The following is a 23,729-nucleotide window of genomic DNA, read 5'->3' as shown; positions in this document are numbered from 1 at the left end:
TCTTGCTTTGAAATTGGTCAGGAAGTTCAGTCAGTGGTTACTTTGCGTGCAGCAGGGACCACAGTGAGGCAGAGCGCATACCCGACCCACAGAACGCCAAAACTGGGCTTTCGAGATCTCCGAGCGCTTTGATAAATGCAGCCACATCTTCGCTCGTTACCGCGCTGGGCTGAACGGGCACATAGCGGGCAGCCAATCCAAGTTTGTTCGCTGCCTTGTCTATCTCGGCAAACCTGGGCTGCCCCGCAATCTCATCGTCGGGCCGATTGCAAATGATCCCCTTGAATCCAGCGTCTTTCACGGCTGTCGGGTCATTCTCAAAAATTTGCGAGCTTACGCTGAAGTCGGCTGAGATCTGTTTGATGTCCATTTTGAACTCCTGTCATCATAAAGAGGACTGAAACCTTGCGGCTTCAGTCCTTCTGTTTCGCCAGATACAGCGTGTAAGCAGTGATGGTGATCAAGATGATGGCGCCACCGGCGAGACTGTTGGCACCCGGCACTTCAGTGAAGAAAATGTATGCCCAAACTGGTGCCAGAACGGTTTCCAGCATCAGGGTCATCGAAACTTCAGTCGCTGTGGCGTAGCGAGTCGCAACCATCGACAGTACACGGCCAAACGGGGCCGTAAGAAGACCCATCACGCCCATGATCAGCCATGTGTTGGTGCTGAAGGAGGATGGTTCGGTGAAGAAGAACATGACCACTGCGACGAGGAAGCCACCGAAGCCTACCGCGCCCATGCGGCTAACGTCCGGAAATTTGCGCAGCAATGTCAGCATCAGTGCCAGAACGGCAACGGCAAACAGGGCAAGCAAGTCGCCGTATAAACTGCTGGCACCGCCACCGGTAGAACCGGAAACAACCACGACAATGCCGACAATAACCCCGATGATCGCAAACGTCGTTTGCTTGGAGACACGTTCGCGCAAGAAAATCCAACCAAACAGAGCTGCAACGGCGGGTATTGCACTGAGAATTACGAAGGTATTGACGACAGAGGTGTTCTTAATGGCGAAGACCAGGCCAGTGCTGCTGGCCAACATCAAAATGCCAGCGACAATCACAGGCCACCCGCTTTCGATCAGGACTTTGAACAAACCCCGTTTGTCAGTTACCTGAATGACGACAGCCATGGAAATTGCGGTAAACAAACCAAAAAGGAATGTGGTTTCAAGTTCATCGACTCCAGAAAGCCGGATGAACACCGGGTCGAGGCTCATCAGAGCTGCACCGACAAGCGCGATTAACATTCCTTTGAATCGAAGGTTCTTGCCTGGTTGAGCGGTTGTTGTTTCAGACATTGCCGTATCCTTTGCGTTGTAGGAGCAGCAAATGAAGTTCGGCCACTCATAATCATACTTTCAAGTGTGATTATGTTGGCGTGAGTACCAAGTCAACAAAAATCATACTAATTGGTATGATTTTTATCTAACCGTATTATTGGATGGCGATAGCATTCAAATTGGGAAATTGCGGCATTTGGTGGAGTTGATTTCAATCGCGGGACGAACCAGGCACTCGTTCATTGAAACCGAGTGCCTGGTTCTGCTGGCGATGCAGACATCAACCGTGTTGTGACGTATCCCACCAATGCGGATGCATGAATTGTGGGATAGCCTTTGTCGGGCCGCTCAGTCTTTCGACTATACCTGAGGTCAACTCCAGAGCCATCCAAGCATCAGCCGCTCTCATCAATTCAGGATAAGGTGCCTGCTTTTGGGTCGGCACAAAGCCGTATCTCGGGTAGAATGTCGGGACACCCAACACGAACACTGCGTCCGTTCCGATGGACCTGAGGTGCTCGATGCCAGTCTCCATGTTTTCTTTTCCAACGCCATGGCCTTGGTATTCTGGAACAACGCCGCACGGTGCGAGCAGGTAGCATGTCGCATCGGGATGATCCGCAAAGACAAATCGCGTGAACAGCACATTACCCGCGAGTTTCCTGTCCCGTGCAGCACTGATCGAAATCGTCTCCGGATGGTCAAGGATGCTCTTGGCGAGCTGAGCTATATCTTCGCCTTCGGCCTCGCCAAATGCCAATCGGTGGACGTCTAGAATGGCGTCAATGTCATCGTTTTTCTTTTGTGTTTCCTCAAGTCTGGTTCATTTGGGCGCGCACGGATGTGTTGCCCAGTTTGGTGATGCGGTATTGGCCGCCTTTGATGGATTTGATGAAGCGCTTTTCCTTGAGCCGCGTGAATACGTCCAAGGTGCAAGCTGAGAATACGAAGCCGTCACGTGTGAAGCACTGTACGGATTTGACCTTGCCGTTGTCAGCGCGCACGAATTTTATCTCGCCGCCTAAAGCGAGTTCATGCAAAACACGTTGCTCGTGCTTTGAGATGTTCATTGGGATGTCTCGATTTTACGAAAGTACAACAAACGGGCCACTCAGCGTCGCGCATGAGTGTGCCTATCAGTGTGGGTGTTCCTGAATTTGCGTCGGCAGGAACGGGCGTTAGGCCCGGGACTCTTTCACAAAATCTCCATTGAGAGAGGCCGCTGCCCCAGTCACTGTCAGCACTTAGGCTCTGAATCGGTTCAGGTAAATACAGACCATGCGGAATGCATCCATTGCCGAGAAGCAGGCGTTCGCTACACGACGCTTAAAATGGTAAGATGCGGGACAAAGCTGCCGTTTGAATTCGCTCTGGGAATGTCGGCTTGTGTCGCTCAGTTTGGAGCAGTCGCATACTCCAAAGACGCAATTAGGACACGACTTATTTGGTCAACCGCCCAGCTGCGAACACGTCCGGGTCTATCGCCATGAGATGCACGTCATTAGTTGGCGCCATCTCCAATTTTCTGCACAAACCTTCAGAAGGCGCGTTACCTTCACGGATCCCTGTGAAAAAAGTCCCAAGACCATGGAGATCACGCATAGCAAGCATTGAATTTGCGCCCATGATCAGGGCAATCCCCTCGCCCCGCCGCGATTCATCTGTCGCTAGCATACCCCACCAAGCCTGATCGGCATTCCGGTGATCAGGATGAAACTGCGCAACGGCTGCTGTTGCCGCGACGACTTCCCCCTTGCGGTCACGTGCCAACAAACACACGCTCGGGCGTCTCAGCCCGCGGATGAACGCGCCCATCGGAAGCAGGACTCCACATGCCTGTGTGAGCGTATCCAATTTGGCCAAGTCATCACCTGGTGTTTGCGCATCTACACGCACGAGTTCGAGATCATCGGGTAACTTGCGCGACGCCAAAACCATGGCCGCGGCTTCAAGCGATGCTGCGCTCCCTTGCCAGTCAACGAACTGATCCGTTTTCAGACCGTGCTGTTCAAGCCCTTCACGCCTACGATCGGCAGCTTCGACAGGAGTTCCTTCGGCCATGCAAACGCCCTGTAGTCGAGTCATCGCAATTTGCTTCACCAAATCGATGTCGTTCTCCGCGCTAAGGCCCACCGCGCGGCCATGGCAGGAATAAGTCGGGTCATTCTTGACCAATGTCCAAATACGGTCCGCCCTGCGTTGCAGGTCCTGCTGTTCTGGCTGGCCAAAAAATTCATTCGAAAAATCTGTCATAACTTATTCGTAGCATCAGCAAGCTTGATGGGAAGAAAAATCTAGCAACGCGCTTTGGCGACCAAGTAACAGCGGACAATCGTGTGCAGTGCAGCATTCAGTAGTTTGGGCTCTTTAGTTGATTCCGTTGCGCCTTGATCGAACCGCCGCTGTTGATCTGGGGGAGTAACGCTTGGGCCTTGGTGGCACCTACGGGGACCCTTCGTTGCCGAGCTCAGGCACTTAGACGTTCGCTTTAATATTGTTTGCGAAGCGCGGTCGGGTGAAAATGAAGTTTTTCAGTTCGATATTGTCTAAGCCTACTCTAAAGATCGGGACAAGCGTGTTGGAGGTTTCAACCAGAATAAGCGTATTCTGATCCGACATCGGGGGAAGAAGATCTTTATATAGACCGATATTGTCGTCCGTTAACTTTTCAACATACTCGCCGCGAATTGCAGACCAGTTCACCGAATGATTGTCGTTGGCTGCATCGTAAAGAACTAACGAAATTCGAATTTTCAAATCCGTATCATTTGCCACCATTAATTTGAACATTTCCACCATCGAGTCAATGTATTCGCTATTGATCTCCCGAGTTTCTCGAGAAACTAGGTCACCGATCGTATGTGCTGCTTTGGTGTTCGAGGCATTCTGCCTATAAGCGTCAAAAAATGTATAACCCGCCATGATCGCCCAAAAGAGGATTGGGATGACAAGAACGGCTTCGACGGAAATCGAGCCGTTTTCCCGGCCGAGGAATCGTTTTGAACAGTGTATCGAAAGTCGGTTAATCCTCATACTATTTAGGCTCCTGTACGAAAACGGTTGTAGCGGTCAAAGCGTATTGACCTTCTTCGTTAACTATTGCCTTGCCCATAGCGGATGTCGGGAACCTGGGATTGATCTTGGCGCAGGCCCGAAGAACCATCAACTCGTTCTCAAGGCCGTTTTGAAAAGTCCGCACAGGGCGCACCTCGTCGGACAAGTCAGTGCAGTCAGGGATGGTCGGTACTGTTATGGACGCAAATGGATCTTGACGGATCATTTCTAGACGCAAGCTGTTTTCACAATTGCTGATAAAACCGGCTCGGTTGCAGATAATCGCCTTAATATCGTCATGCTGTGGGTTAATGCCGGTGTTCAGCCTAATGTCGCGAACGGTCATGTCGACAGCCCGCTCCAGTTGCGCATGTTTCAGTGTTACTAAGCCAAGCTCCAATCCCGAAAGAACCAGGAAAAACACGGCAGGGAATATGATAACAAACTCGACAGTCACATTGCCGTCTTCCTTGCGGCGAAGCTCAGTTAGAGCGGAGAACATCCGGCGCATCATTGTGTCAACCTCAACATACGAACCGAGGACGCGATTGAAGTAAAGGCATCTGTAAGGTCAGGCGCCGATGCATCATAGTAATGACTGGCAGAGCTTGCGCAGCCTTGCAGCACCTTTTGACCGTTCGCAGGGGCATTGACGCTGACACTAAAGACAATCACGCCTTCATCTTTGGCTGCCTTGCATACGTGCTTGGTGCGCGCATCCTTGGCTACTGCATTTTTCTTGCTGAACGCGCTGCTTTCCCACTGCCCATAGGCACTTGGCGACTGGGTGAAAATATTGTTTTCGATGTATTCCAAGGACACAAGGTTCAGCAGTTCAACGTAGGACAACTGTACCGACTTGCCGGGCTCGTCTTCTTTAACGCATGAAGTTTTGCTGCCTTTGGTCGTGCAACGTGAGTCCCCGTTGCCGTAAGGGTGATCCTGCCAGCTGTTATCATGAGGCCACCAATACATAGGGGTGCCATTTGATTGGAAGACTGAGAAACGATCGGCTTCCTCATTATACCACAAATCCGACAAGGTAGTACGCATCGAGGGGTTGAGCATGTGCTGATCGGTATTGTCCCCGTCGGACACCAGGATCAGAACTTTTAGAACGTTACTATTGTAATCCATTGGGCGGTATTTGAATGCTTCCGGGACGATACCATCACCATCTGCGGATACAGGAGTGGCCAGACCATTGATGACTGGGCGTGTGCTCGGATCCAGTAAAATAAGGCCCCAATTTGCACCGTTGTCCAGGCCAGAATCTTCGTCTGCCACTGGGTTGCTTAGCTTGGTCAAGCCATCGACATAGTCATGAAGCACTGTTTCATTGTTTTGGAATGGCAGGATCGCTGATCCAGGGCGGATTGGGCAAACGGGATTTTGAATCGGCTCTTTTGTCTCGGTGTAAGGGTCGAAATGAGCCGTTTGCTCCAGCACTCTGGTCAGAGAAAGATCAGGCTTGCTAAATTCATTGTCGATAAAGTTGACGCAATGCGAGTGGCCATGAAAACGGTCGACATTGTAGTATTTCAGCAAATCTGCGCCAGCGTTAACCTGGCTGGAATACGGAATCAGGGAAAACGAAACTTCGTTGCTCCAATGCCCGTTTTTCTTTCCTATCTTTGTGATGATGTTTTTCGTTGCATTTTTTAATTGAAACAAGTCGATCGAGGTCGAAACGTCCAATACGATTGAGATTTCGGCAGCACCGACGCTTTCCTCGGCAGTGCTCGCTGCGGGTGCGATCAATGTATCAACACCAGAGAGGTGCATGAATTGGGTCTGTATCTCAGATTGGGCTGTCGCCGACACCTCTCGATAACCAGTGTCGTTGACTACATTGATATTGGTCAGATTTTCCAGAAGGCCCGCCTTTTCTAGGTACGAACGAACGACAGATCCTGGTTCCGCCTTTTGATCAAGATCCGCCGCAGCCAAAACAGACCGATCCAGCGTGTACTGCAAATTTGCACGTTCGCTCTCGTGGCGCATGAAATCGATACCAATTCCCACAAAGGCGACAATAGCCACAAACATAAATAGGGCGAATATAGTAAGCGCGCCATCCTCGTCGCGGGCAAGACGTCGAGCACCTTTCCACACACCGAATGCAGGAGAAACGCTAGAGCTTGTTGATTTTACAAAATTCGTAGGCATTTATAACCTCCTTTAGCGGCGGAAAGCTGCCATAAGTTCATTTCTATTAGGGGAAAGCTCGCAATTGCAGGTATTGCAATTACGGAAACATTTACTAGGACATTGACTCAGAATCCCTCTAAGTCTTTGGAATTAGGTTTATTTTTTAACTGAGAGCATCTCTATAAACTCTGTGATTTGAATATGTCAAAAATGCGGCGGCCTACTGGCCATTTGGAGGGATTATCTTTTATGGAAAAAAACGATTCATTAATGTCTGGTTAATATAGAGGCTTCAAAAATGGGGCTGCCTTCTTGAAAACGGCCATTCATCCCATCTGGCAGAGCACTCTGCAGCGCTGCGGTCAGCACCAAGGGCAACGCGCAGATGGTAGACTATGCAAACAAACATAGAAACACGCCTGCCTCCAAGCTGGTGATGGCATCCAGCAAGGCGCAAGAACAAGGGCCTCAGGACGCGATGATGGCCGCGATTCGAGCCGCATTTGTGGCCAACCCCATGAAAAATCCGACCTTCGCTGCGCTATGTCGAATGAGCAGGTCGGGCTCTCTTACGCTGTTCGCTACAATCTGTACCAATGACTGCTATCATGTGCTGCGTGGTCAGGAAAAGAAGCCTAGCTGCTTTGCTCAGCTACTGGTCGGGCTTTGCATCAGTCAGTGAGCGTGTGAAAGTCGTTATCATGGCCATTGCTGCATCTTTGTCTTTACCAACCTGTTTCAATCAGGTCGAACCGCTGAGCGACAACCCTAGGTTCATAGCTGTGGACGTCGAGACTGCCGGGTACGATATCGCGAGCATCTGTCAAATTGGCCTCGCTTTTGTTGGGTTTGACAGCTCAATTGTAACTTATAGTGCATACATCGATCCCTGCACGCCATTCGCTGCAGGCAACACCCGATTGCATGGCATTGATGCTGCGACTGTCAAAAACGCCCCCAAATTTGCAGAAGTACTGCCAGACCTGCGTCCGGTTCTTAATGCAAATCCGCTTATTCAACATAGCCGTTACGATGAGAAAGCCTTTGACGCAGCGTGCCGACTTGCAGGACTTCAAGTGTTGAAGTCGGTATGGTCAGACAGCGTTACCATCGCTCGCCAAGCCTGGCCGGAGTTGGGGGGCAATGGTGGGCATGGTCTGGCCAATCTCAAGAAGGTGTTAGGGCTTCAATTCAAACACCATGATGCCGGGGAAGATGCACGTGCTGCTGCCGAAGTTACTTTGAAAGCAGAAGCTTCAATGGGGCGAAAAATCGGGCTGCTGAATGCCTCACAGCAGTTGGTCTTTGATTTTCAGTAGTGCGAGAGGGCGACTTCGTGGGCCGTAAGGCATTAAAACAACCATCAGCTCAAACTGAGGGCTCAAATTTCATGAGAAATAGTATTTAGATTTAATGTGCATGCTATGTGTATTTTATGGGCGCCAAAGAGTAACATTCAAAGATGGGTCTCGGTTAAGGCTATGATTTGCATGCCAAAAGTGTTTGCCAAATGGGCAAACTATGGGTCATTTTACATTCAAATTGGTCTGACCAAAGAAGCGCCAAACCTGTGTTGAGCAGGTTTGGCATTTTTTTGAAAGCCCAACACCACGCAGGCCAAGGACGAACGGGACGTTATGTTTTGAAGGTCGTAATTCATCAAGGTTTTCATAAAACGGGCACAACGACCTTGCAAAAGACGCTCTCGAAAAATCGGGGATACCTGAAAGATCGCGTGAATGTTCTTTTGCCTGATGACTTGCAAGAAGCCAGCCTGGCCGCGCGGCGGTATGCGGTCGCCCCCAAGGATCGCACCCTTCGCAATTTCGGAGCAATCGTTCGCGAGGCGCTGAAGCCTTTTGCGGACCATGGTGGCAAACCCCTGCTGATCAGCAATGAAGAATTCGCTGGTTTGATCCCCGGTCGCAAAGGGGTTTGGTCATATGAGCAAACGCACGTTCTTGCCAAAACTCTGTTGGATGAGGTCTTGCGCCTGACTGATGCCGGGGATCGCATTATCTTTCTATTTACGACCAGAAACGCGGCTGATTGGATCAGAATTACATATTGGCAAAACCTTCGCAGCCATAGAATCCGCGAGGATCTGTCACAGTACGGCAAGGCGTTGCAACAGGGTGCAGATCTTGAGATGGTGGTGCGCCGCGTGAAAGAGGTGGTTTCACCGCGCGCCGAGGTCGAATCTGTCAACGTTTCTGGGCTGGGCGATCACGATTTCGCGTTGATCAAGACACTGTCCATTCTGAATGTGAGATCCGACAGGCTCATCACACATGAAAATCGGAACGTCCAGCCTGCAGGTGGCGCGGACTATTTTCTGGACCTGAATCGGTCGAATTTGAGCGATGAAGAGGTGGCGGCCGCGAAACGAGCTTACTTGGACAAGCTGAAGCAGTCGAATGACACCCATTGATGAGTTGAAGTAGGGGCAGGCCCAGATTGGCACCGCTGCCCAATTTAGTTGCTGTAATGCAACGATCGGACGGCTCAAATCGGATGCACAGATAGCATTGGATGAAGCGGAATATCATGGTTCCCAAAATACCGCGTGGAATTGGTGGTACATGAAGGGCGAATACCCTAGGCTTAATTTGCAATTAAAAAACAAATGTTTGAGTAGAGAATCGCTTTGATCTTTCTTGAGACTAGTGTGTCGCCATTTGTCAGAAACAATCTAAGGTTGAATTATTTTCACTTTTAGTATCAGTTTGACTTGACACACCGGAAACATTTACGTGATTGCTGCACTTCGGTCTCTTTTCCGCCAGATTCTGTCCTGATAAGTAGGTGTAGTAAGCAGTGATTTGTTGAAAGGTACAGGCGGATACAATGACAGCCGGGGACAGCGGTCGCATATCCATTTCGTGGACGCAGACAGAGTTAAACGGACTTGAGGCGGCGCCTCAGTCTTTTTTGAAAGTAGGAGCCGCTTGGTCGTGGCGAGGGCAGGCCCTTTCGTTGGCCAGTCCGGCCGAGCAGGGCCTTGTGTTGTCGGGCCAGGCCGAAGCATACGCATCAAAAGTGCTAAGCAGAATAGCGCCGTTGCCGAATCTGGCAGACGGAGCACTGGGTCGTATCGTTCTGACCAATGGCGCGCAAAAGTACACGGCGCTATTGTTTTCGGTCGCCGGAGAGGCAGATCCAACGCTGGTTTTTGAAAATGGGTATCCGGCGCGCGATCAGGAATTCTGGGTCAGTGCGTATACCGAGTTTGAAAGCGAAAGCAATTCCAGCCTCACGGACCAAACCGTTGTCGCTTTCCCGACGCGGTCGCCGATGGATAAGGGTTGGGAAAACGCAGTTGCGGGCGTCCGAAGCGTAGCAGACTAAAGTTCCAATCAGGCTGCCTGCATTCGCACATAGCAAAAAAACCATAGCCGTGTTGACTCCGCCAGTTCTGCGGATATAAGCGCGGCTTCATTGGTGTTGGTGGACCCCGCAAGGGGATTCCTGTCATGGGGGAAACCTCAAGAGGACAACGCCCTTCATAGTGGCCTGTGTGGGCCTCGACCTAAAGAAGGAGATCAGCCGTGACCAAACGCACGTCTGCCAAGTACAAAATTGACCGCCGGATGGGGGAAAACATCTGGGGTCGTCCGAAATCCCCGGTCAACCGTCGCGAATATGGCCCCGGCCAGCACGGCCAGCGGCGCAAGGGCAAACTGTCGGACTTCGGTCTGCAGCTGCGCGCCAAGCAGAAGCTGAAGGGCTACTATGGCGACCTGACCGAGAAGCAGTTCCGCCGCATCTACGCCGAAGCCGTGCGTGTGAACGGCGACACCGGTGAAAACCTGATCGGTCTGCTGGAGCGTCGTCTGGACGCTGTTGTCTACCGCGCTAAGTTCGTTGCAACCGTTTTTGCTGCACGTCAGTTCGTGAACCACGGCCACGTCAAAGTGAACGGCCAGCGGGTCAACATCCCCAGCTACCGTGTCAAAGAAGGTGACGTGATCGAAGTGCGCGACAAGTCCAAGCAACTGGCTGTTGTTCTTGAAGCCGCTGCTCTGGCCGAGCGTGACGTGCCTGACTACATTGACGCCGACCACTCGAAAATGACCGCGACCTTCGTTCGCGCGCCGGGCCTGGGCGATGTACCTTACCCGGTCGTCATGGAACCGAACCTGGTCGTCGAATTCTACGCGAAGAACTAATCTCGCCGACATCGAATTTTCGAAAGGCCGCGCATCTGCGCGGCCTTTCTTTGTTTGAAAGAGGCGCTGTTCCCAATTGAGGCGGGCTGTGCTTTCGCCGGGACGACTGGGGCCAGATGAATAGCGGATCAGATCGGCAAAGGGCGCCCCTCAGCGATTGCCTCCATTGCGAAATATGATGTGACGCTGTCCAGTTCGACCTTGTCGATCAGGCGCTGATATACTTTATCGTAAGATGACATATCCTGTGTGACGACCTTCAACTGATAGTCATAGTCGCCGCCGATGCGATGGAAATCCACCACTTCGGGGATGGTCAGGACGTGGCGGCGAAAGGCCTGCAACCAGTCCGCCGAATGATGCCGGGTGCGTAGCATGACAAAGACGACAAGGCTTAGCCCCAGTTTCTCACGCGCGATCTGCGCGGTTGATCCGGTAACGACACCATTTTCGTTCAAAGCCTTTAATCGGCGCCAGCAGGCGTTTTGCGATAGCCCGACCCGATCAGCCAACTCACGCTGAGATAGCGTTGCGTCTGTTTGAAGCTCACGCAAGATACGTTTATCGATTTGATCTAAATTTTCAGCCATTCCGCATCATATGACACAAAATTTTAGAATTCTACCAAAAGATAGGGGAGGTTTCCGCGGCAATGATCAATCATATTTGATTGTGCAATACGGAGATTTCACCATGACCTTGTCAAAATTTCGCGCAGACCTCCAATCCACCACTCGCAATTCAACCCTGCGCGACGGGCTGATCGGAGAGAATGTTCTGATCCCCGGTCTGAATGGGGACGTGCCGCTGGTTTATGCGGACTACGTCGCTTCGGGTCGTGCGCTGCAGCAGGTAGAGGATTTTGTCGCCCATGAGGTGCTGCCTTTTTATGCCAACAGCCACACTGAGGCCTCCTATTGTGGGTCGTATATGACCCGTCTGCGCCGCGAAGCGCGCGCGGAAATAGCCCGCATTGTTGGAGCAAAGGAAGACGACGCGGTGATCTTTACCGGGTCCGGCGCCACTGCGGGTCTTAACCGGCTGGTCAGTTTGATGGGAATTGAGGGGGCTGACCGGCCGGTTGTTCTGATCGGGCCGTATGAGCATCATTCGAACATCCTCCCCTGGCGGGAAAGCAAAGCGCAGGTCATCGAAATCCCCGAAGCGCCTGAAGGTGGCGTTGATCTGGATGCACTTGAACGGGCATTGGTGGACAATTCCGATTCCGATCTGATTGTCGGTTCATTTTCCGCTGCCTCTAACGTAACCGGCATCATTACAGACCCGGACCCGATCACGCGGCTGCTTAAGTCTCATGGCGCTGTTTCGATCTGGGATTACGCCGGTGGTGGACCTTATTTGCCGATGGACATGGGGCCAGAAGATGCGCGCAAGGATGCCATCGTAGTCTCTCCGCACAAGTTCCCGGGCGGCCCGGGCGCGTCCGGTGTGCTGATCGTCAATCAGAACGCAGTTCGCCGCACTTGCCCAAGTTGGCCTGGTGGCGGCACTGTCAGCTTTGTGTCGCCCTGGCGCCATGACTACAGCGAGGATTTGGCCACGCGAGAAGAAGCCGGAACACCCAATGTGATCGGAGATATTCGCGCCGCGCTGGCCTTCATCGTCAAGGATGTCGTCGGCAGGGATGAAATTGCTGAACGCGAAGCCCGGTACAATGAAATGGCATTGAAAGGGTGGGGCGACAATCCGAACCTGACTTTGCTAGGTACTGAAAACCCGCATCGTTTGCCGATCTATTCTTTCCTTGTGCGGGACAACTCTGGCCGGCCGGTGCATCAGCAGCTGTTTACCCGGATGCTCAGCGACATCTACGGCATTCAGGCGCGCGGTGGTTGCGCGTGTGCCGGGCCATATGCGCATCGCTTGCTGGAAATCGACCGTGAAACGTCCGCTGAATTGCATGCCGCATTGTCCGCAGGGGAAGAGATGAAGAAACCCGGATGGGTCCGCCTGAATTTCTCGTACCTTATGAGCGAAGAGACGGTTCAGTTCATCATCGACAGCGTCAATGACCTGTCCCACCGGACTGAGGAATTTACCCCTTATTACAACGCGGACCCGGCGACCGCCCGCTTCAAAGCAGCGTGACGGAATTGCCGCTTTTCTCAACGCGTTGAGACGGGTATGAGAGGCTCCAACAACGGAGCCTCTTATGAACAAGATCACCCCGCAACCCGGCATTATGGACATCGCGCTTTATCAAGGCGGTCAGTCGCATGTGGCCGGGGTGGAGCATGTGATCAAGCTCAGCTCGAACGAAAATCCGTTTGGGCCAAGCCCCAAGGCAATCGAAGCGGTTCGCGATAGCGCGGCAACGCTTCATCGTTATCCCAGTACCGACCACGCCAGTCTGCGCGCGGCGATCGGCGAGCGTCACGCGCTGGACCCGGCACGACTTATCTGCGGCGTTGGCAGTGACGAAGTCCTGCAGTTCATCGCTCAGGCTTATGCGGGCCCTGGGGATGAGGTCATCTATACCGAGCACGGGTTTTCGATGTACCCGATCATCGCCCGCATGGCTGGTGCAACCCCAGTGATGGTGGCCGAGCGGGATCGCCACGTGGATGTCGACAACATTCTGGCTGCCGTGAACGACCGGACGCGGATTGTGTTTGTGACCAACCCGGGCAACCCGACCTCGACCATGATCCCCGAGGCTGAATTACTGCGTCTGGCCGAGGCATTGCCCAAGACCTGCCTGATGGTGATCGACGGGGCCTATGCCGAGTTTGTCGATGGGTTCGACGGTGGTGCATTGCTGGTGGATCGGTTTGACAACGTGATCATGACGCGAACCTTTTCCAAGGTGTACGGTCTGGGCGGAATGCGTGTCGGATGGGGCTATGCGGCGCAGTCGATTATCGACGTTCTGAATCGGGTGCGCCAGCCGTTCAACCTGTCCTTGACCGCGTTGGCTGCTGCAGAGGCAGCGGTGAATGACTTGGAATTCCTGTCCTTCTGCCAGGCTGAAAACGCGCGCCTGCGGGTGTGGCTGTCGGAAGAACTGGACAAGATCGGGATTCCGTCGAATGCGTCCTGCACCAATTTCATCCTCGCCCGCTTTGCCAACCAAGCCGAGGCCGAAGCGTGTGACGACTATCTCAAGACCCAGGGTTTGATCGTGCGCCGCGTGGCGGGCTACAACCTGCCAAACGCCCTGCGGATCACCGTGGGCGACGAAGAAGCCTGCCGCCGCGTTGTTGCGGCCATCACTGCGTTCAAAGGGGGCGCCGCATGAGCCAAGTTTACGACCGTGTGGCCTTGATCGGGCTGGGCCTGATCGCCTCGTCAATGTTCTGGGCGATCAAACGCGCCGGGCTTGCGGGCGAGGTGACTGGCTATGCGAGGTCCGAGGCCACCCGCGAAACGGCCCGCCGTATCGGTCTGTGCGACCGCGTTTGCGACAGCGCGCAAGAGGCGGTCGAGGGAGCGGATCTTGTCGTGCTCTGCGTCCCTGTCGGCGCGATGGGGGCTGTTGCAAAGGAAATTGTGCCCGCATTGAAACCTGGGGCGACAGTGACAGATGTCGGCTCGGTCAAACACCACGTAATTCAGGCCGTTGGACCGGAAATCCCTGATGGCGTTCATTTCATACCTGCGCACCCGTTGGCGGGGACCGAGCATTCTGGTCCGGAGTCGGGATTTGCCGAGCTGTTTGACAACCGCTGGTGCCTGTTGGTTCCGGTCGAAGGCTCTGATCCGGACGCGATTGTCCGCCTACGGGCGATGTGGGAAGGCATGGGCTCAAACGTTGATGAAATGGACGCGGATCACCATGATCTGGTTCTGGCCGTGACATCGCATGCGCCGCACTTGATCGCCTACACAATGGTTGGCGTGGCGGATGATCTGCGTCGGGTCACCGATACCGAAGTTATCAAGTATTCCGCTGCGGGGTTCCGGGACTTCACCCGCATTGCAGCCTCGGATCCGACGATGTGGCGTGACGTGTTCCTGACCAACAAGGAAGCGACGCTGGAGATCCTTGGCCGGTTTACCGAAGAGCTGTTTGCCTTGCAGCGCGCAATCAGAACAGGTGACGGCGAGCAACTATTCGACTATTTCACCCGTACACGCGCGATCCGCCGCGGCATCATTGACGCCGGGCAAGACACGGATGCGCCAGATTTCGGACGGGGGAAAACGAACCCATGACACGGGGCTGGAGAACCACTCTGATTGCATTTGCAGCGCTTTGCGCAGCGTCGACTCAGGCTGGTTCACTGGAACGCTCGTTAGTACCGTTGTCGCGGCCCGGCACTGTACTGGTCCCGCAACAGATCGTCCTCAGCAGCGCAGTGTTGCCTCAACTGCCTCCGGCGACGATACGCCCGGAGTTGCGGCCAGCGTCGCCACAGGTTTTGGCGGTTGCGGCCCGTCCCGCAGACCTGCCCCTGCTTGGACCAGACACATCGCTGATGCCGTACCTGCGGCCCAAAGCCCTTGAGCAGGAGGCGCTGTTCAAAAAGCGTAAGTTGCGTAAGGGGTCGGTATGCGGCGACATCAATATACAGGGCAAGCCAGTCGGCACTGTACCGGGTAAGATCAAGGCGTGTGGGATCAAGGACGCAGTGCAGATCACCTCGATCTCGGGGGTGACGCTTAGTCGTCCTTCCACGATGGATTGTGGAACGGCTGTTTCGCTGAACAAGTGGGTTGAAAAGGCAGTCAAGCCGACCTTCAAGAGACGCGGGCCGGTGGTCCAGTTGCAGGTCGCAGCTCATTACGCGTGTCGGACGCGAAACAACCGTAAAGGCGCCCGTATTTCCGAGCACGGTAAAGGCCGCGCGATTGATATCTCGGCTTTCAAGATGGCCGATGGAGAGGTTGTGTCGGTCCTGAAAGGGTGGCGCAAGAACCCGTCGCAAAAACAACTGGTCAAGATCTGGCGCGAAGCGTGCGGGCCGTTTGGCACTGTACTTGGGCCAAACGCCGACCGATATCATCGGGATCATTTCCATCTGGATACCGCCCGCCATCGTCGCGGGCCATACTGCCGTTAACGCAGGATCAGGCGAGGCGCAGGCCCCAGCGGCAACGGCCCAAGTGCCACGAAACCGTCCCGAAAGTTAAGCTGCAGATCCAGCGCATTTGGGTTTCCACCCAACCCGGCCATAAAGTTCAGTGCCCGCGTCACAGGATCAACGGCCTGATCGGGCAGGGCACCTGCGGCATTAGCCATTGCAATCATGTCGCGCCAGTTTTCAGCTTTGACCGCAATCTCGCCCGTTGGGATGCCCTGGTGGTCAATGTCGAACTCACCCGCTGCAAACAAACGCAAAGCGCCCCATTTCATCTCGGCCAGGTTCAGGTCAATCTTCACCGGCTGCGGTCTGCCCTGTTCAAGAGCCGTACGATCCCACGGTTTGTTGAACGTGGCCGTCATGTCCAGTTCGAGCGTCTCAAACGCCTGCGGCAACGTGGTCGCAGACCGCATCAAATCGCGCAGACCATCTCCCGGGGTAAACCCGTCTATTCGAGCGCCGATGGCATAGGTTACCGGAATAGAGGTCTGTTCCATAACCAATGTCAGCGTATCGCCGCCAGCCAGCGCTTCGGCATCATCGGTGATCAACCATGAACCCGCGGTCAAAGCCATTTTTTCCAGCTCCAGCGCCACACCGGGTTGCAGCTGCAGCTCGGCTTGCAGATCGCTGGCTTCAATGGTCGCGGTCTGATCAAAATAGGACAGGCGCTGGGGCGTGTCGGCAAAGCGCAGCACCTGGCGCCCGGGCCAGATCGCAGGACTTTGGAACTCAATCCAATCCGCGCTCCACGCGGTGCCGTTGACCGGGTCTGCCAGAGCAGGACTGTTCAGGCGCGTAACGTGACGAAACGGATACCCGGCTGTTGAAACATCGGAAAAGTCCGCCTGCCAGCCTTGTTCCTGCTGATTGTCGAACCAGGCGGTGATTGCGTTGCGCAATCCGAATCCGGCAACGAACCAATAGGCGCTCCAGATAACCGTTAAAAAAATGACTACTCGTATTAGACCGCGCATGGCAGTTGGCCCTTTTTCCCGCGTTGAATTTGATGTTTATAGGCCGAAACGGGCAAGGACCAGAGCTATGACGATGTGGGTTTTTGGATATGGATCACTGCTGTGGAATCCGGGCTTTCCGGTCGCCCGCAGCGAACACGCCACATTGCATGGATACGCCCGGTCGTTCTGCATGAGCTCGATCCACCATCGCGGCACCGAAGAACACCCCGGCCTTGTGCTGGCACTGGATGAACAGGCCGATGCCAATTGCACTGGCTTGGCACTTTCGGTCGAGACCGGCCATGAAGAACGCACCTTGCACGAGTTGCGCGAGCGTGAGCTGATTTCGTCAGCCTATGTCGAGAAAAACCTTGATGTGCATTTGAACAACGGCGAAGTCGTCACCGCGGTGACCTATGTGATCGACGCGGATCACGTCCAATATTGTGGCGGTATGCCATTGGAAGAGCAGGCGCAGATCATAGCACACGCAGTTGGCGGGCGCGGTCCGAACACAGAATACCTGTATAATACTGCTGAACATCTGGCCGAGATCGACCTGCGCGATCCCGATCTTGAGTGGTTAGCGCAACGGGTGCGCAGCATTACCACATAAATCCTTGGCGTACCCGGCGGATATTGGCTAGATTCACGCCAGAGCAGGCAAGAACCGGGAAGTACGCGCATGGCGCAGGCACATCAGGGCGCGAGACCCCAATTCTCGCATCCCATCCGTCAAATTGTGATGATGTTGGTCGCAATTGGCCTGGCAGGCTTGGGCGTCTTTATGGCGCTGCCTTATGTGTTGCCGGTATTTCAGGCCAACCCGTACCTGAATGGCTTTATCATCCTGGTTTTCATAATCGGCGTTTTTGCCTGTTTCTTTCAGGTGACACAGCTGATTGGGTCGGTGCGTTGGATTGAAGCTTTTGTTGGCGGCGTTGTCCGCGAAGACGCGCGCACGCCGCAATTGCTGGCACCTTTAGCCTCATTGCTGCGCGAACGCGGTGCACGATCGCAGATCAGCTCAAGTTCGACCCGGTCGATCCTGGATTCGGTCGCGGAACGCGTCGAGGAAGAGCGTGAGATCACGCGCTATATTACCAATGTTCTGATTTATCTGGGCCTTTTGGGCACGTTCTTTGGCTTGGCGACCACCGTCCCAGCCATTGTCGACACGATCCGCAGCCTGAACCCGCAAGAGGGCGAAGAAGGGCTGGCCGTATTCAACCGCCTGATGGTGGGGTTAGAAGCCCAGCTACAAGGAATGGGCGTGGCATTTGGGTCGTCCCTTTTGGGCCTTGCCGGGTCTCTGATCGTCGGTTTGCTGGAACTGTTCGCAGGTCACGGCCAGAACCGGTTCTACCGCGAGCTTGAGGAATGGTTGTCCTCAATCACCCGCGTTGGTTTTGCGGCTGCAGATGAGGGTGGCGCAGAGCTTGCGGTTCTGACCCCAGTTCTGGACGCGATGTCCGAACAGATGGATGCACTGCAGGACCTGTTTTCGGGGCAAGAGGCTGATCGTGCTGCCGTGTCGGTCAAACTGGGCCAACTGGTCGACGCGATCGGTGAGATGAACGTGCGACAGTCTGAATCCGAAGGGGTGACGGCCGCATTGGAACGCGTGGCCCTTGGGCAGGACGCCCTTCTGGATCACATGCGTGATCAGGGTACAGGGGATGGAATTGACGCCGAAAGCCGGATGCGCCTGCGGTCGATGGACGTTCAGCTTTTGCGTATCCTTGAAGAAATTTCGGCCGGTCGTCAGGAAAGCATGAGCGAATTGCGCAAGGATATCGAACTGCTTGTCAAAGCCCTGACATTGCCCAGAGGCGCCGTTCGCACCGCTCCGGAAGGAGAGTAATCCATGGCTCTGTCCCGCCGCACAGGTCAGCGTTTTCAGGGCTCGGTTTGGCCGGGTTTTGTTGACGCGATCACCGGGTTGCTGATGGTGCTGACCTTCGTTCTGACCATCTTTATGGTGGTGCAGTTCGTGTTGCGCGAAACCATTTCCGGGCAAGAAGACGAACTGACCGCTCTCTCGGATGAAGTCGCAGCGCTGGCCGGGGCGTTGGGATTGGAGGAGCGTGAGAATACCCGTCTGGAGGCCCGTCTTGGCGCGTTGAACACGACCCTGTCGCAAACTGAAGATACGCTGGCGCGGGCCGAAGTGGACCTTGCTCTGTCGCAGGCGCGTATCACGGATTTTGAGGCGCAGGTCGCCGCACTTTTGACGGATCAGGAGCGGGCACGCAGTGCAATTGCAACACTGGAATCCCAGCGTGCCAAGTTGCTGGAGGACCAAGAGGCGCTGAACCTCGCGCTGGCGCAAAGCCGGTCGGAGATCGATGAACAGGCCGAAGCCGCCCGGCTGGCAGCCGCCCAACGCGAGGCGTTGGAGGCGTTGGTTGCGGATCTCGAACAAAGCGATGCTGCGCAATCCACTCGGATCGGTGAACTGGAAAACCAACTCAGCGCGGAAGAAGCCGCCAAGCTTGCCGAGGCTGCCGCTGCTGAGAACCTCCGCAATCGTCTGCAGAATGCGGATGCCGAGTTGACGGCGATGACGCTGGCATTGGAAGCGCAGCGCAAAGAAGCTGAAGATACGCTGACCCTGCTTGCTGCCGCTCAAGCTGCTAGGGCCGAACTTGAGCGCCAGTTTGGTGCGCTGGACGCAGAGGAGTTGCAGGCGCAACTGCAAGCCGCTTTGGCTGCGCAGACCGAGGCGCAGGCCGAGGCACAATCGCAGCGATCATTAGCCGAAGAGCGTGCAAACCTATTGGCTGTGGCCCGTGAAGCGATCTCAGATGAGAAAACGATTTCCGCAAAAGCGCAGCGAGAGACGGCGTTGTTGAATCAACAGATGGCGGCGCTGCGCCAACAACTTGGCGGGTTGCAGGCGTTGTTGGACGACTATGAAGAACGCAACGCCGCTTCGGACATTCGAATTCAGACCCTGGGTCAGGACCTGAACGCAGCTTTGGCCCGCGCGGCCTCGGAAGAACGCCGTCGGCGTCTGTTGGAAGAGGCTGAGCGTGCCCGGCTGGAGGCCGAGGCCGAAGCTCTGTCTGGACAAAATCAGGAATTGGCGGCGCAGGCCGAGGACCTGCAGCGCTATCGGTCAGAGTTCTTTGGAAGATTGCGCGACGTCCTAGGGGATGAAGAAGGCGTTCGGATCGAAGGCGACCGTTTTGTATTCTCGTCCGAGGTCCTGTTTGACACGGGTTCGGCCGTTTTGTCACCGGCCGGGCAGCAGGACATCGCCAAGGTGGCAAATATCCTGCGCAGCGTGGCGGCTGAAATTCCCGAAGGCCTGAACTGGGTGATCCGCGTTGATGGTCACACTGATAACGTGCCGCTGGCCGGTTCCGGGCGCTATCGCGACAATTGGGAACTTAGTCAGGGTCGTGCCTTGTCCGTAGTGCGGTACATGGTCGATGCGCTGGGTATCCCGCCGAGCCGATTGGCCGCAAACGGTTTTGGTGAGTTCCAGCCCGTAAACCCGGCAGACACCCCGGAGGCCCGGGCGCAAAACCGCCGGATCGAGCTGAAACTCACCGAAAGGTAACCGAGACACTCGTTAAGAAACCCGGGTTAGCGACGACCGAACCGAAAGCTGCTATCGGGCTTGCCCGCAAAGCAGCGCGGGATGACCGGGTAACTTTCAGTCAGGAAATAGGCATACGTTCCAGATGGATATTCAGGCGAAACCGTAAAGGCTCCGTTACATTCATCCAGATTTCCGGCGCCTGCTACATAGGCGTAGTCCTCATTGAACGTGCCATCATGTTTTCCGTCGGGCGCGTTTCCTCCGGGGCGGTTGCCGTTCTTCAGACGGTAGGACGACTTAATTTGTGTCACTTTCCCATCCACAACGCCGGTCATCGCATAGATTGGGAAGCCGTCTGCCGCATATCCGATCAGCGGTGAATGTCGGTTGGGTGAATAATTCAGCAGCTCAATAAAACCGGTGGGAATGCCGTGATAATGGTATTTTCCATTGGGTTGAACGTGCGCATAGTTTTCGTCGAACCCCAAAGTAACCGCGCCCCCAAGCGCATTGTATGACCAGCCTGAGCGGGGATTGCCCTGCCAGAACTCAGCGGCCAGCGGGTCGAACACGACGCCGTTCAGAGACACACCAAAATTCCAACCCATTTCAAGCGGGGTGGTGGATCGATTGGATTTCGGGTTCGTCGGTACTTTCAAGTTGACGCGCTGCTCGGAAATGCTGTGCGGATTGCCTTGGTTCGGAAAGCGCCCGACAAGGTGATCGGGGATCCCGTTGGCCGAGACGCGTATACTTTTGCGGGTCTCAGAGATTTCAGAGTGGCTGTTGCCCGGATCAACCGTTGCGGCCTGCAGGCGCAATGGCTGCGTTTCCGTTTCGTCATGATACCGAAATCTATGCTGAGCGGTTGCTATGGCGGCAACGGCGGAAAGGGCGAATGCTACGCTCCAAACGGCGACGGTTTTGGTCATCAAAATCCCCTTTGCAATTCATCAGTGATAATGAAACGCGCAGGTTTGGCTGATCCGTCGAAAAAGTTTGTGGCCGAAACGAAATCGCCCGGTTGCTGAACAACCGGGCGATTAGACTTGTTAGGCGAATGCGGCGTCTTAATCCGCGGTCAAAAGCGGAGGTTTGTCGCCCGGAATTCTTGGCTGATCGGGGCCAAGGATATCCAGGTTCAAATCGCCTTTCTTGACAGACACGCGGACCACACCACCCTTCGCCAGCTTGCCGAACAGCAACTCCTCGGCCAGTGGTTTCTTGATGTGTTCCTGAATGACACGACCCAGAGGACGTGCACCCATCTTGTCGTCATACCCTTTTTCCGCCAGCCACGCGGCGGCTTTGGGGGTCAGATCGATGGTCACATTGCGATCCAGCAATTGCGCTTCAAGTTGCAGAACAAACTTCTCGACCACCTGTAGGATGACCTCTTTCGGTAGTGGCGCGAATGAGATCACGGCGTCCAGGCGGTTGCGGAATTCCGGCGTGAACATACGTTCGATTGCGGCCGTATCCTCGCCTTCGCGACGGTCACGTGCAAAGCCGATAGCCGCCTTGGCCTGTTCTTGCGCACCCGCGTTCGAGGTCATGATCAGCACCACGTTGCGGAAGTTCACCGTACGTCCATTGTGATCGGTCAGCTCGCCGTGGTCCATCACCTGCAACAGGATGTTGAACACGTCCGGATGGGCCTTTTCGATCTCATCCAGCAGCAGCACGCAATGCGGATGCTGGTCGACCCCGTCGGTCAGCAGACCGCCCTGATCAAAGCCTACATAGCCCGGAGGCGCGCCGATCAGACGGCTGACGGCGTGCTTCTCCATGTACTCGGACATGTCAAAGCGCAGTAGTTCCACACCCAGCGTATCCGCCAGCTGTTTCGCTACTTCGGTCTTACCCACACCGGTCGGGCCGGCGAACAGATAGTTACCGATGGGCTTTTCAGGTTCACGCAGACCGGCACGCGCCAGTTTGATCGCGCTCGACAGCGCCTCGATTGCGAGATCCTGGCCGAATACAACACGCTTCAACGAGGCCTCGAGGTCTTTCAGCACCTCGGCATCATCTTTGGTGACGTTCTTGGGCGGGATGCGGGCGATCTTGGCGACGACCGCCTCGATTTCCTTGACCCCGATGGTCTTGCGCCGTTTGCTCTCAGCCACCAGATGCTGCGCCGCACCGGCCTCATCGATTACGTCGATGGCCTTGTCGGGCAGTTTACGGTCGTTGATATAGCGGGCCGACAACTCCACCGCGGTCTTGATGGCATCGGCGGTATATTTGATCTCGTGATGCTCTTCGAAATAAGGCTTCAGACCGCGCAGGATTTTCACGCTGTCTTCGACCGAAGGCTCGCTCACGTCGATTTTCTGGAACCGGCGGCTTAGCGCGCGGTCCTTTTCAAAATGCTGACGGAATTCCTTGTATGTGGTCGAGCCCATGGTGCGCAGCTTGCCGCCCTGCAGGGCAGGTTTCAGCAGGTTCGACGCATCCATCGCGCCACCCGACGTTGCACCGGCACCGATCACGGTGTGAATTTCATCAATGAACAGCACCGCGTCGGGGTGGTCTTCCAATTCGGTCACAACCGCCTTCAGGCGTTCCTCAAAGTCGCCGCGATAGCGGGTACCTGCCAGCAGAGCACCCATGTCGAGAGAATAAATTGTGGTCTCAGACAGTACATCTGGCGCTTCGCCGCCAACAATCTTACGTGCCAGGCCTTCCGCAATAGCCGTCTTGCCCACGCCCGGGTCCCCAACCAACAGTGGGTTGTTCTTGCGGCGACGGCACAGGACCTGAATACAACGCTCAACCTCATCAGCTCGACCGATCAGCGGGTCGACATCGCCTGCGCGCGATTTAGCGTTCAGGTCAATGCAGTACTTCCCGAGCGCGCTTTCCTTCTGTTCGCCTTCGGTGACGCCAGGTTGAGCCTCTTCCTCGACCTGATCCGCGCCGGATACCGAGCGGTTTTCGCCGTAGGCAGGGTCTTTGGCCACGCCGTGCGCGATGAAGTTTACCGCGTCATAGCGCGTCATGTCCTGCTCTTGCAGGAAATAGGCGGCATTGCTTTCACGTTCGGCAAAGATGGCGACCAGAACGTTTGCGCCGGTCACTTCGGTCCGGCCCGAGCTTTGGACGTGGATCGCCGCGCGTTGTATGACGCGCTGGAAAGCGGCCGTTGGCACGGCCTCGGAACCGTCGATATCCGTGACCAGATTGGACAGGTCCTCGTCAATGAATTCAACCAGAGTGCTGCGCAGTTCTTCCAGATCGACGCTGCAGGCTTTCATGACGCGGATGGCGTCAGGTTCTTCCAGTAACGCCAGAAGCAGATGCTCTAGCGTGGCAAATTCATGACGCCGTTCATTCGCAGCTGCCAAGGCCGCGTGGATGGCTTGTTCTAATGTGCTCGAGAATGAAGGCACGCGGGTGCTCCTCTGTCTTGGGTCGAAAGGGGCAGGCTTCGGCCGGAACCCCATCCCAACCATGTCCTCATACTATTAGAGTTTGGTTGATCGTGGCCCGGCTTCAAGGGTTTTCTTGCT

Annotated in this window: 24 protein-coding genes; 12 read left to right on the top strand and 12 right to left on the bottom strand. The window is 55.0% G+C overall.

Features of this window, described 5'->3' with window-relative positions; all coding sequences use genetic code 11:
• Positions 1-37: 37 nt before the first annotated feature.
• The 8 genes from AC2FGC_RS06085 to AC2FGC_RS06050 form a co-directional block, all read right to left on the bottom strand.
• Complete coding sequence (locus tag AC2FGC_RS06085; RefSeq protein ID WP_496723918.1) at positions 38-370, bottom strand: protein tyrosine phosphatase family protein; 333 nt, start codon at positions 368-370, stop codon at positions 38-40.
• 43 nt (positions 371-413) lie between these two features.
• On the bottom strand, positions 414-1,304 hold the full coding sequence (locus AC2FGC_RS06080; protein WP_496781652.1) for a DMT family transporter: 891 nt from the start codon (positions 1,302-1,304) through the stop codon (positions 414-416).
• A 262-nt stretch (positions 1,305-1,566) separates the two neighbouring features.
• Positions 1,567-2,073 (bottom strand): GNAT family N-acetyltransferase, encoded by a 507-nt coding sequence (locus AC2FGC_RS06075; protein ID WP_496724574.1) that lies wholly within the window; start codon positions 2,071-2,073, stop codon positions 1,567-1,569.
• A 25-nt stretch (positions 2,074-2,098) separates the two neighbouring features.
• Complete coding sequence (locus AC2FGC_RS06070; RefSeq protein ID WP_496723922.1) at positions 2,099-2,356, bottom strand: YjhX family toxin; 258 nt, start codon at positions 2,354-2,356, stop codon at positions 2,099-2,101.
• A 370-nt stretch (positions 2,357-2,726) separates the two neighbouring features.
• Positions 2,727-3,461 carry a hypothetical protein gene (locus tag AC2FGC_RS06065; protein WP_496723924.1) on the bottom strand — a complete coding sequence of 245 codons (735 nt, stop codon included), beginning with the start codon at positions 3,459-3,461 and terminating at the stop codon, positions 2,727-2,729.
• A gap of 300 nt (positions 3,462-3,761) precedes the next feature.
• Entirely contained in the window at positions 3,762-4,319 is a 558-nt protein-coding gene (locus AC2FGC_RS06060) for a TadE/TadG family type IV pilus assembly protein (RefSeq protein WP_496723926.1), read from the bottom strand.
• Between the two features lies 1 nt (position 4,320).
• Positions 4,321-4,854 carry a TadE/TadG family type IV pilus assembly protein gene (locus tag AC2FGC_RS06055; protein WP_496781650.1) on the bottom strand — a complete coding sequence of 178 codons (534 nt, stop codon included), beginning with the start codon at positions 4,852-4,854 and terminating at the stop codon, positions 4,321-4,323.
• Positions 4,851-6,509 (bottom strand): TadE/TadG family type IV pilus assembly protein, encoded by a 1,659-nt coding sequence (locus AC2FGC_RS06050; protein ID WP_496723930.1) that lies wholly within the window; start codon positions 6,507-6,509, stop codon positions 4,851-4,853. Before AC2FGC_RS06050 ends, AC2FGC_RS06055 begins: the two co-directional genes overlap by 4 nt.
• A 367-nt stretch (positions 6,510-6,876) precedes the next feature.
• Here AC2FGC_RS06050 and AC2FGC_RS06045 point away from each other — a divergent pair, with 367 nt between their 5' ends.
• From AC2FGC_RS06045 to rpsD, 5 genes are all read left to right on the top strand, one after another.
• Positions 6,877-7,173, top strand: a complete 297-nt coding sequence (locus AC2FGC_RS06045; RefSeq protein ID WP_496781648.1) for a hypothetical protein — start codon at positions 6,877-6,879, stop codon at positions 7,171-7,173.
• 19 nt (positions 7,174-7,192) lie between these two features.
• Complete coding sequence (locus tag AC2FGC_RS06040) at positions 7,193-7,810, top strand: exonuclease domain-containing protein (RefSeq protein WP_496723934.1); 618 nt, start codon at positions 7,193-7,195, stop codon at positions 7,808-7,810.
• Between the two features lie 416 nt (positions 7,811-8,226).
• Complete coding sequence (locus tag AC2FGC_RS06035; protein WP_496781646.1) at positions 8,227-8,922, top strand: hypothetical protein; 696 nt, start codon at positions 8,227-8,229, stop codon at positions 8,920-8,922.
• A 416-nt stretch (positions 8,923-9,338) separates the two neighbouring features.
• Positions 9,339-9,839 (top strand): hypothetical protein, encoded by a 501-nt coding sequence (locus tag AC2FGC_RS06030; RefSeq protein WP_496723937.1) that lies wholly within the window; start codon positions 9,339-9,341, stop codon positions 9,837-9,839.
• 200 nt (positions 9,840-10,039) lie between these two features.
• Positions 10,040-10,660 carry a 30S ribosomal protein S4 gene (rpsD, locus tag AC2FGC_RS06025; RefSeq protein WP_282151804.1) on the top strand — a complete coding sequence of 207 codons (621 nt, stop codon included), beginning with the start codon at positions 10,040-10,042 and terminating at the stop codon, positions 10,658-10,660.
• Between the two features lie 128 nt (positions 10,661-10,788).
• Here the strand turns inward: rpsD and AC2FGC_RS06020 are convergent, their stop codons facing one another.
• Positions 10,789-11,250, bottom strand: coding sequence for an Lrp/AsnC family transcriptional regulator (locus tag AC2FGC_RS06020; RefSeq protein WP_496723941.1), 462 nt, complete (start codon positions 11,248-11,250; stop codon positions 10,789-10,791).
• A 103-nt stretch (positions 11,251-11,353) separates the two neighbouring features.
• Between AC2FGC_RS06020 and AC2FGC_RS06015 the strand changes: the two genes are divergently transcribed.
• The 4 genes from AC2FGC_RS06015 (at position 11,354) to AC2FGC_RS06000 (ending at position 15,684) form a co-directional block, all read left to right on the top strand.
• Positions 11,354-12,769, top strand: coding sequence for an aminotransferase class V-fold PLP-dependent enzyme (locus tag AC2FGC_RS06015; RefSeq protein WP_496781644.1), 1,416 nt, complete (start codon positions 11,354-11,356; stop codon positions 12,767-12,769).
• 64 nt (positions 12,770-12,833) lie between these two features.
• Entirely contained in the window at positions 12,834-13,919 is a 1,086-nt protein-coding gene (hisC, locus tag AC2FGC_RS06010) for a histidinol-phosphate transaminase (protein ID WP_496781641.1), read from the top strand.
• Positions 13,916-14,836, top strand: coding sequence for a prephenate/arogenate dehydrogenase family protein (locus AC2FGC_RS06005; protein ID WP_496781639.1), 921 nt, complete (start codon positions 13,916-13,918; stop codon positions 14,834-14,836). Before hisC ends, AC2FGC_RS06005 begins: the two co-directional genes overlap by 4 nt.
• Positions 14,833-15,684: an extensin-like domain-containing protein gene (locus tag AC2FGC_RS06000; RefSeq protein WP_496781638.1), complete on the top strand. Its 852-nt coding sequence runs from the start codon at positions 14,833-14,835 to the stop codon at positions 15,682-15,684. The genes AC2FGC_RS06005 and AC2FGC_RS06000 overlap by 4 nt, the downstream gene beginning before the upstream one ends.
• Here AC2FGC_RS06000 and AC2FGC_RS05995 read toward each other — a convergent pair.
• Complete coding sequence (locus tag AC2FGC_RS05995) at positions 15,681-16,682, bottom strand: DUF2125 domain-containing protein (protein ID WP_496781636.1); 1,002 nt, start codon at positions 16,680-16,682, stop codon at positions 15,681-15,683. The genes AC2FGC_RS06000 and AC2FGC_RS05995 overlap by 4 nt on opposite strands.
• Positions 16,683-16,749: 67 nt before the next feature.
• Between AC2FGC_RS05995 and AC2FGC_RS05990 the strand changes: the two genes are divergently transcribed.
• From AC2FGC_RS05990 to AC2FGC_RS05980, 3 genes are all read left to right on the top strand, one after another.
• Positions 16,750-17,280: a gamma-glutamylcyclotransferase gene (locus AC2FGC_RS05990; RefSeq protein ID WP_496723953.1), complete on the top strand. Its 531-nt coding sequence runs from the start codon at positions 16,750-16,752 to the stop codon at positions 17,278-17,280.
• A 69-nt stretch (positions 17,281-17,349) separates the two neighbouring features.
• Positions 17,350-18,528, top strand: coding sequence for a biopolymer transporter ExbB (locus AC2FGC_RS05985; protein ID WP_496723955.1), 1,179 nt, complete (start codon positions 17,350-17,352; stop codon positions 18,526-18,528).
• A 3-nt stretch (positions 18,529-18,531) separates the two neighbouring features.
• Positions 18,532-20,232 carry a peptidoglycan -binding protein gene (locus AC2FGC_RS05980; RefSeq protein ID WP_496723957.1) on the top strand — a complete coding sequence of 567 codons (1,701 nt, stop codon included), beginning with the start codon at positions 18,532-18,534 and terminating at the stop codon, positions 20,230-20,232.
• 26 nt (positions 20,233-20,258) lie between these two features.
• Here the strand turns inward: AC2FGC_RS05980 and AC2FGC_RS05975 are convergent, their stop codons facing one another.
• Together AC2FGC_RS05975 and clpA are read right to left on the bottom strand one after the other, a co-directional pair.
• Complete coding sequence (locus tag AC2FGC_RS05975) at positions 20,259-21,146, bottom strand: YHYH protein (RefSeq protein ID WP_496723959.1); 888 nt, start codon at positions 21,144-21,146, stop codon at positions 20,259-20,261.
• A gap of 138 nt (positions 21,147-21,284) precedes the next feature.
• Positions 21,285-23,609, bottom strand: a complete 2,325-nt coding sequence (clpA, locus tag AC2FGC_RS05970) for an ATP-dependent Clp protease ATP-binding subunit ClpA (protein ID WP_058275504.1) — start codon at positions 23,607-23,609, stop codon at positions 21,285-21,287.
• Positions 23,610-23,729 lie beyond the last annotated feature (120 nt).

This window comes from Ruegeria sp. CDSC054, assembly GCF_059610645.1.
This window is presented reverse-complemented; position numbering and strand designations above follow the sequence as displayed.

Coding starts and splice junctions, on each gene's coding strand:
- AC2FGC_RS06085 (WP_496723918.1), bottom strand. CDS start 370: ATGGACATCAAACAGATCTCAGCCGACTTCAGCGTAAGCTCGCAAATT.
- AC2FGC_RS06000 (WP_496781638.1), top strand. CDS start 14,833: ATGACACGGGGCTGGAGAACCACTCTGATTGCATTTGCAGCGCTTTGC.
- AC2FGC_RS05990 (WP_496723953.1), top strand. CDS start 16,750: ATGACGATGTGGGTTTTTGGATATGGATCACTGCTGTGGAATCCGGGC.
- hisC (WP_496781641.1), top strand. CDS start 12,834: ATGAACAAGATCACCCCGCAACCCGGCATTATGGACATCGCGCTTTAT.
- AC2FGC_RS05975 (WP_496723959.1), bottom strand. CDS start 21,146: ATGACCAAAACCGTCGCCGTTTGGAGCGTAGCATTCGCCCTTTCCGCC.
- AC2FGC_RS06045 (WP_496781648.1), top strand. CDS start 6,877: ATGGTAGACTATGCAAACAAACATAGAAACACGCCTGCCTCCAAGCTG.
- AC2FGC_RS06060 (WP_496723926.1), bottom strand. CDS start 4,319: ATGAGGATTAACCGACTTTCGATACACTGTTCAAAACGATTCCTCGGC.
- AC2FGC_RS06055 (WP_496781650.1), bottom strand. CDS start 4,854: ATGATGCGCCGGATGTTCTCCGCTCTAACTGAGCTTCGCCGCAAGGAA.
- AC2FGC_RS06080 (WP_496781652.1), bottom strand. CDS start 1,304: ATGTCTGAAACAACAACCGCTCAACCAGGCAAGAACCTTCGATTCAAA.
- AC2FGC_RS05985 (WP_496723955.1), top strand. CDS start 17,350: ATGGCGCAGGCACATCAGGGCGCGAGACCCCAATTCTCGCATCCCATC.
- AC2FGC_RS06070 (WP_496723922.1), bottom strand. CDS start 2,356: ATGAACATCTCAAAGCACGAGCAACGTGTTTTGCATGAACTCGCTTTA.
- AC2FGC_RS06005 (WP_496781639.1), top strand. CDS start 13,916: ATGAGCCAAGTTTACGACCGTGTGGCCTTGATCGGGCTGGGCCTGATC.
- AC2FGC_RS06020 (WP_496723941.1), bottom strand. CDS start 11,250: ATGGCTGAAAATTTAGATCAAATCGATAAACGTATCTTGCGTGAGCTT.
- AC2FGC_RS05980 (WP_496723957.1), top strand. CDS start 18,532: ATGGCTCTGTCCCGCCGCACAGGTCAGCGTTTTCAGGGCTCGGTTTGG.
- AC2FGC_RS05995 (WP_496781636.1), bottom strand. CDS start 16,682: ATGCGCGGTCTAATACGAGTAGTCATTTTTTTAACGGTTATCTGGAGC.
- AC2FGC_RS06050 (WP_496723930.1), bottom strand. CDS start 6,509: ATGCCTACGAATTTTGTAAAATCAACAAGCTCTAGCGTTTCTCCTGCA.
- AC2FGC_RS06030 (WP_496723937.1), top strand. CDS start 9,339: ATGACAGCCGGGGACAGCGGTCGCATATCCATTTCGTGGACGCAGACA.
- AC2FGC_RS06040 (WP_496723934.1), top strand. CDS start 7,193: ATGGCCATTGCTGCATCTTTGTCTTTACCAACCTGTTTCAATCAGGTC.
- AC2FGC_RS06015 (WP_496781644.1), top strand. CDS start 11,354: ATGACCTTGTCAAAATTTCGCGCAGACCTCCAATCCACCACTCGCAAT.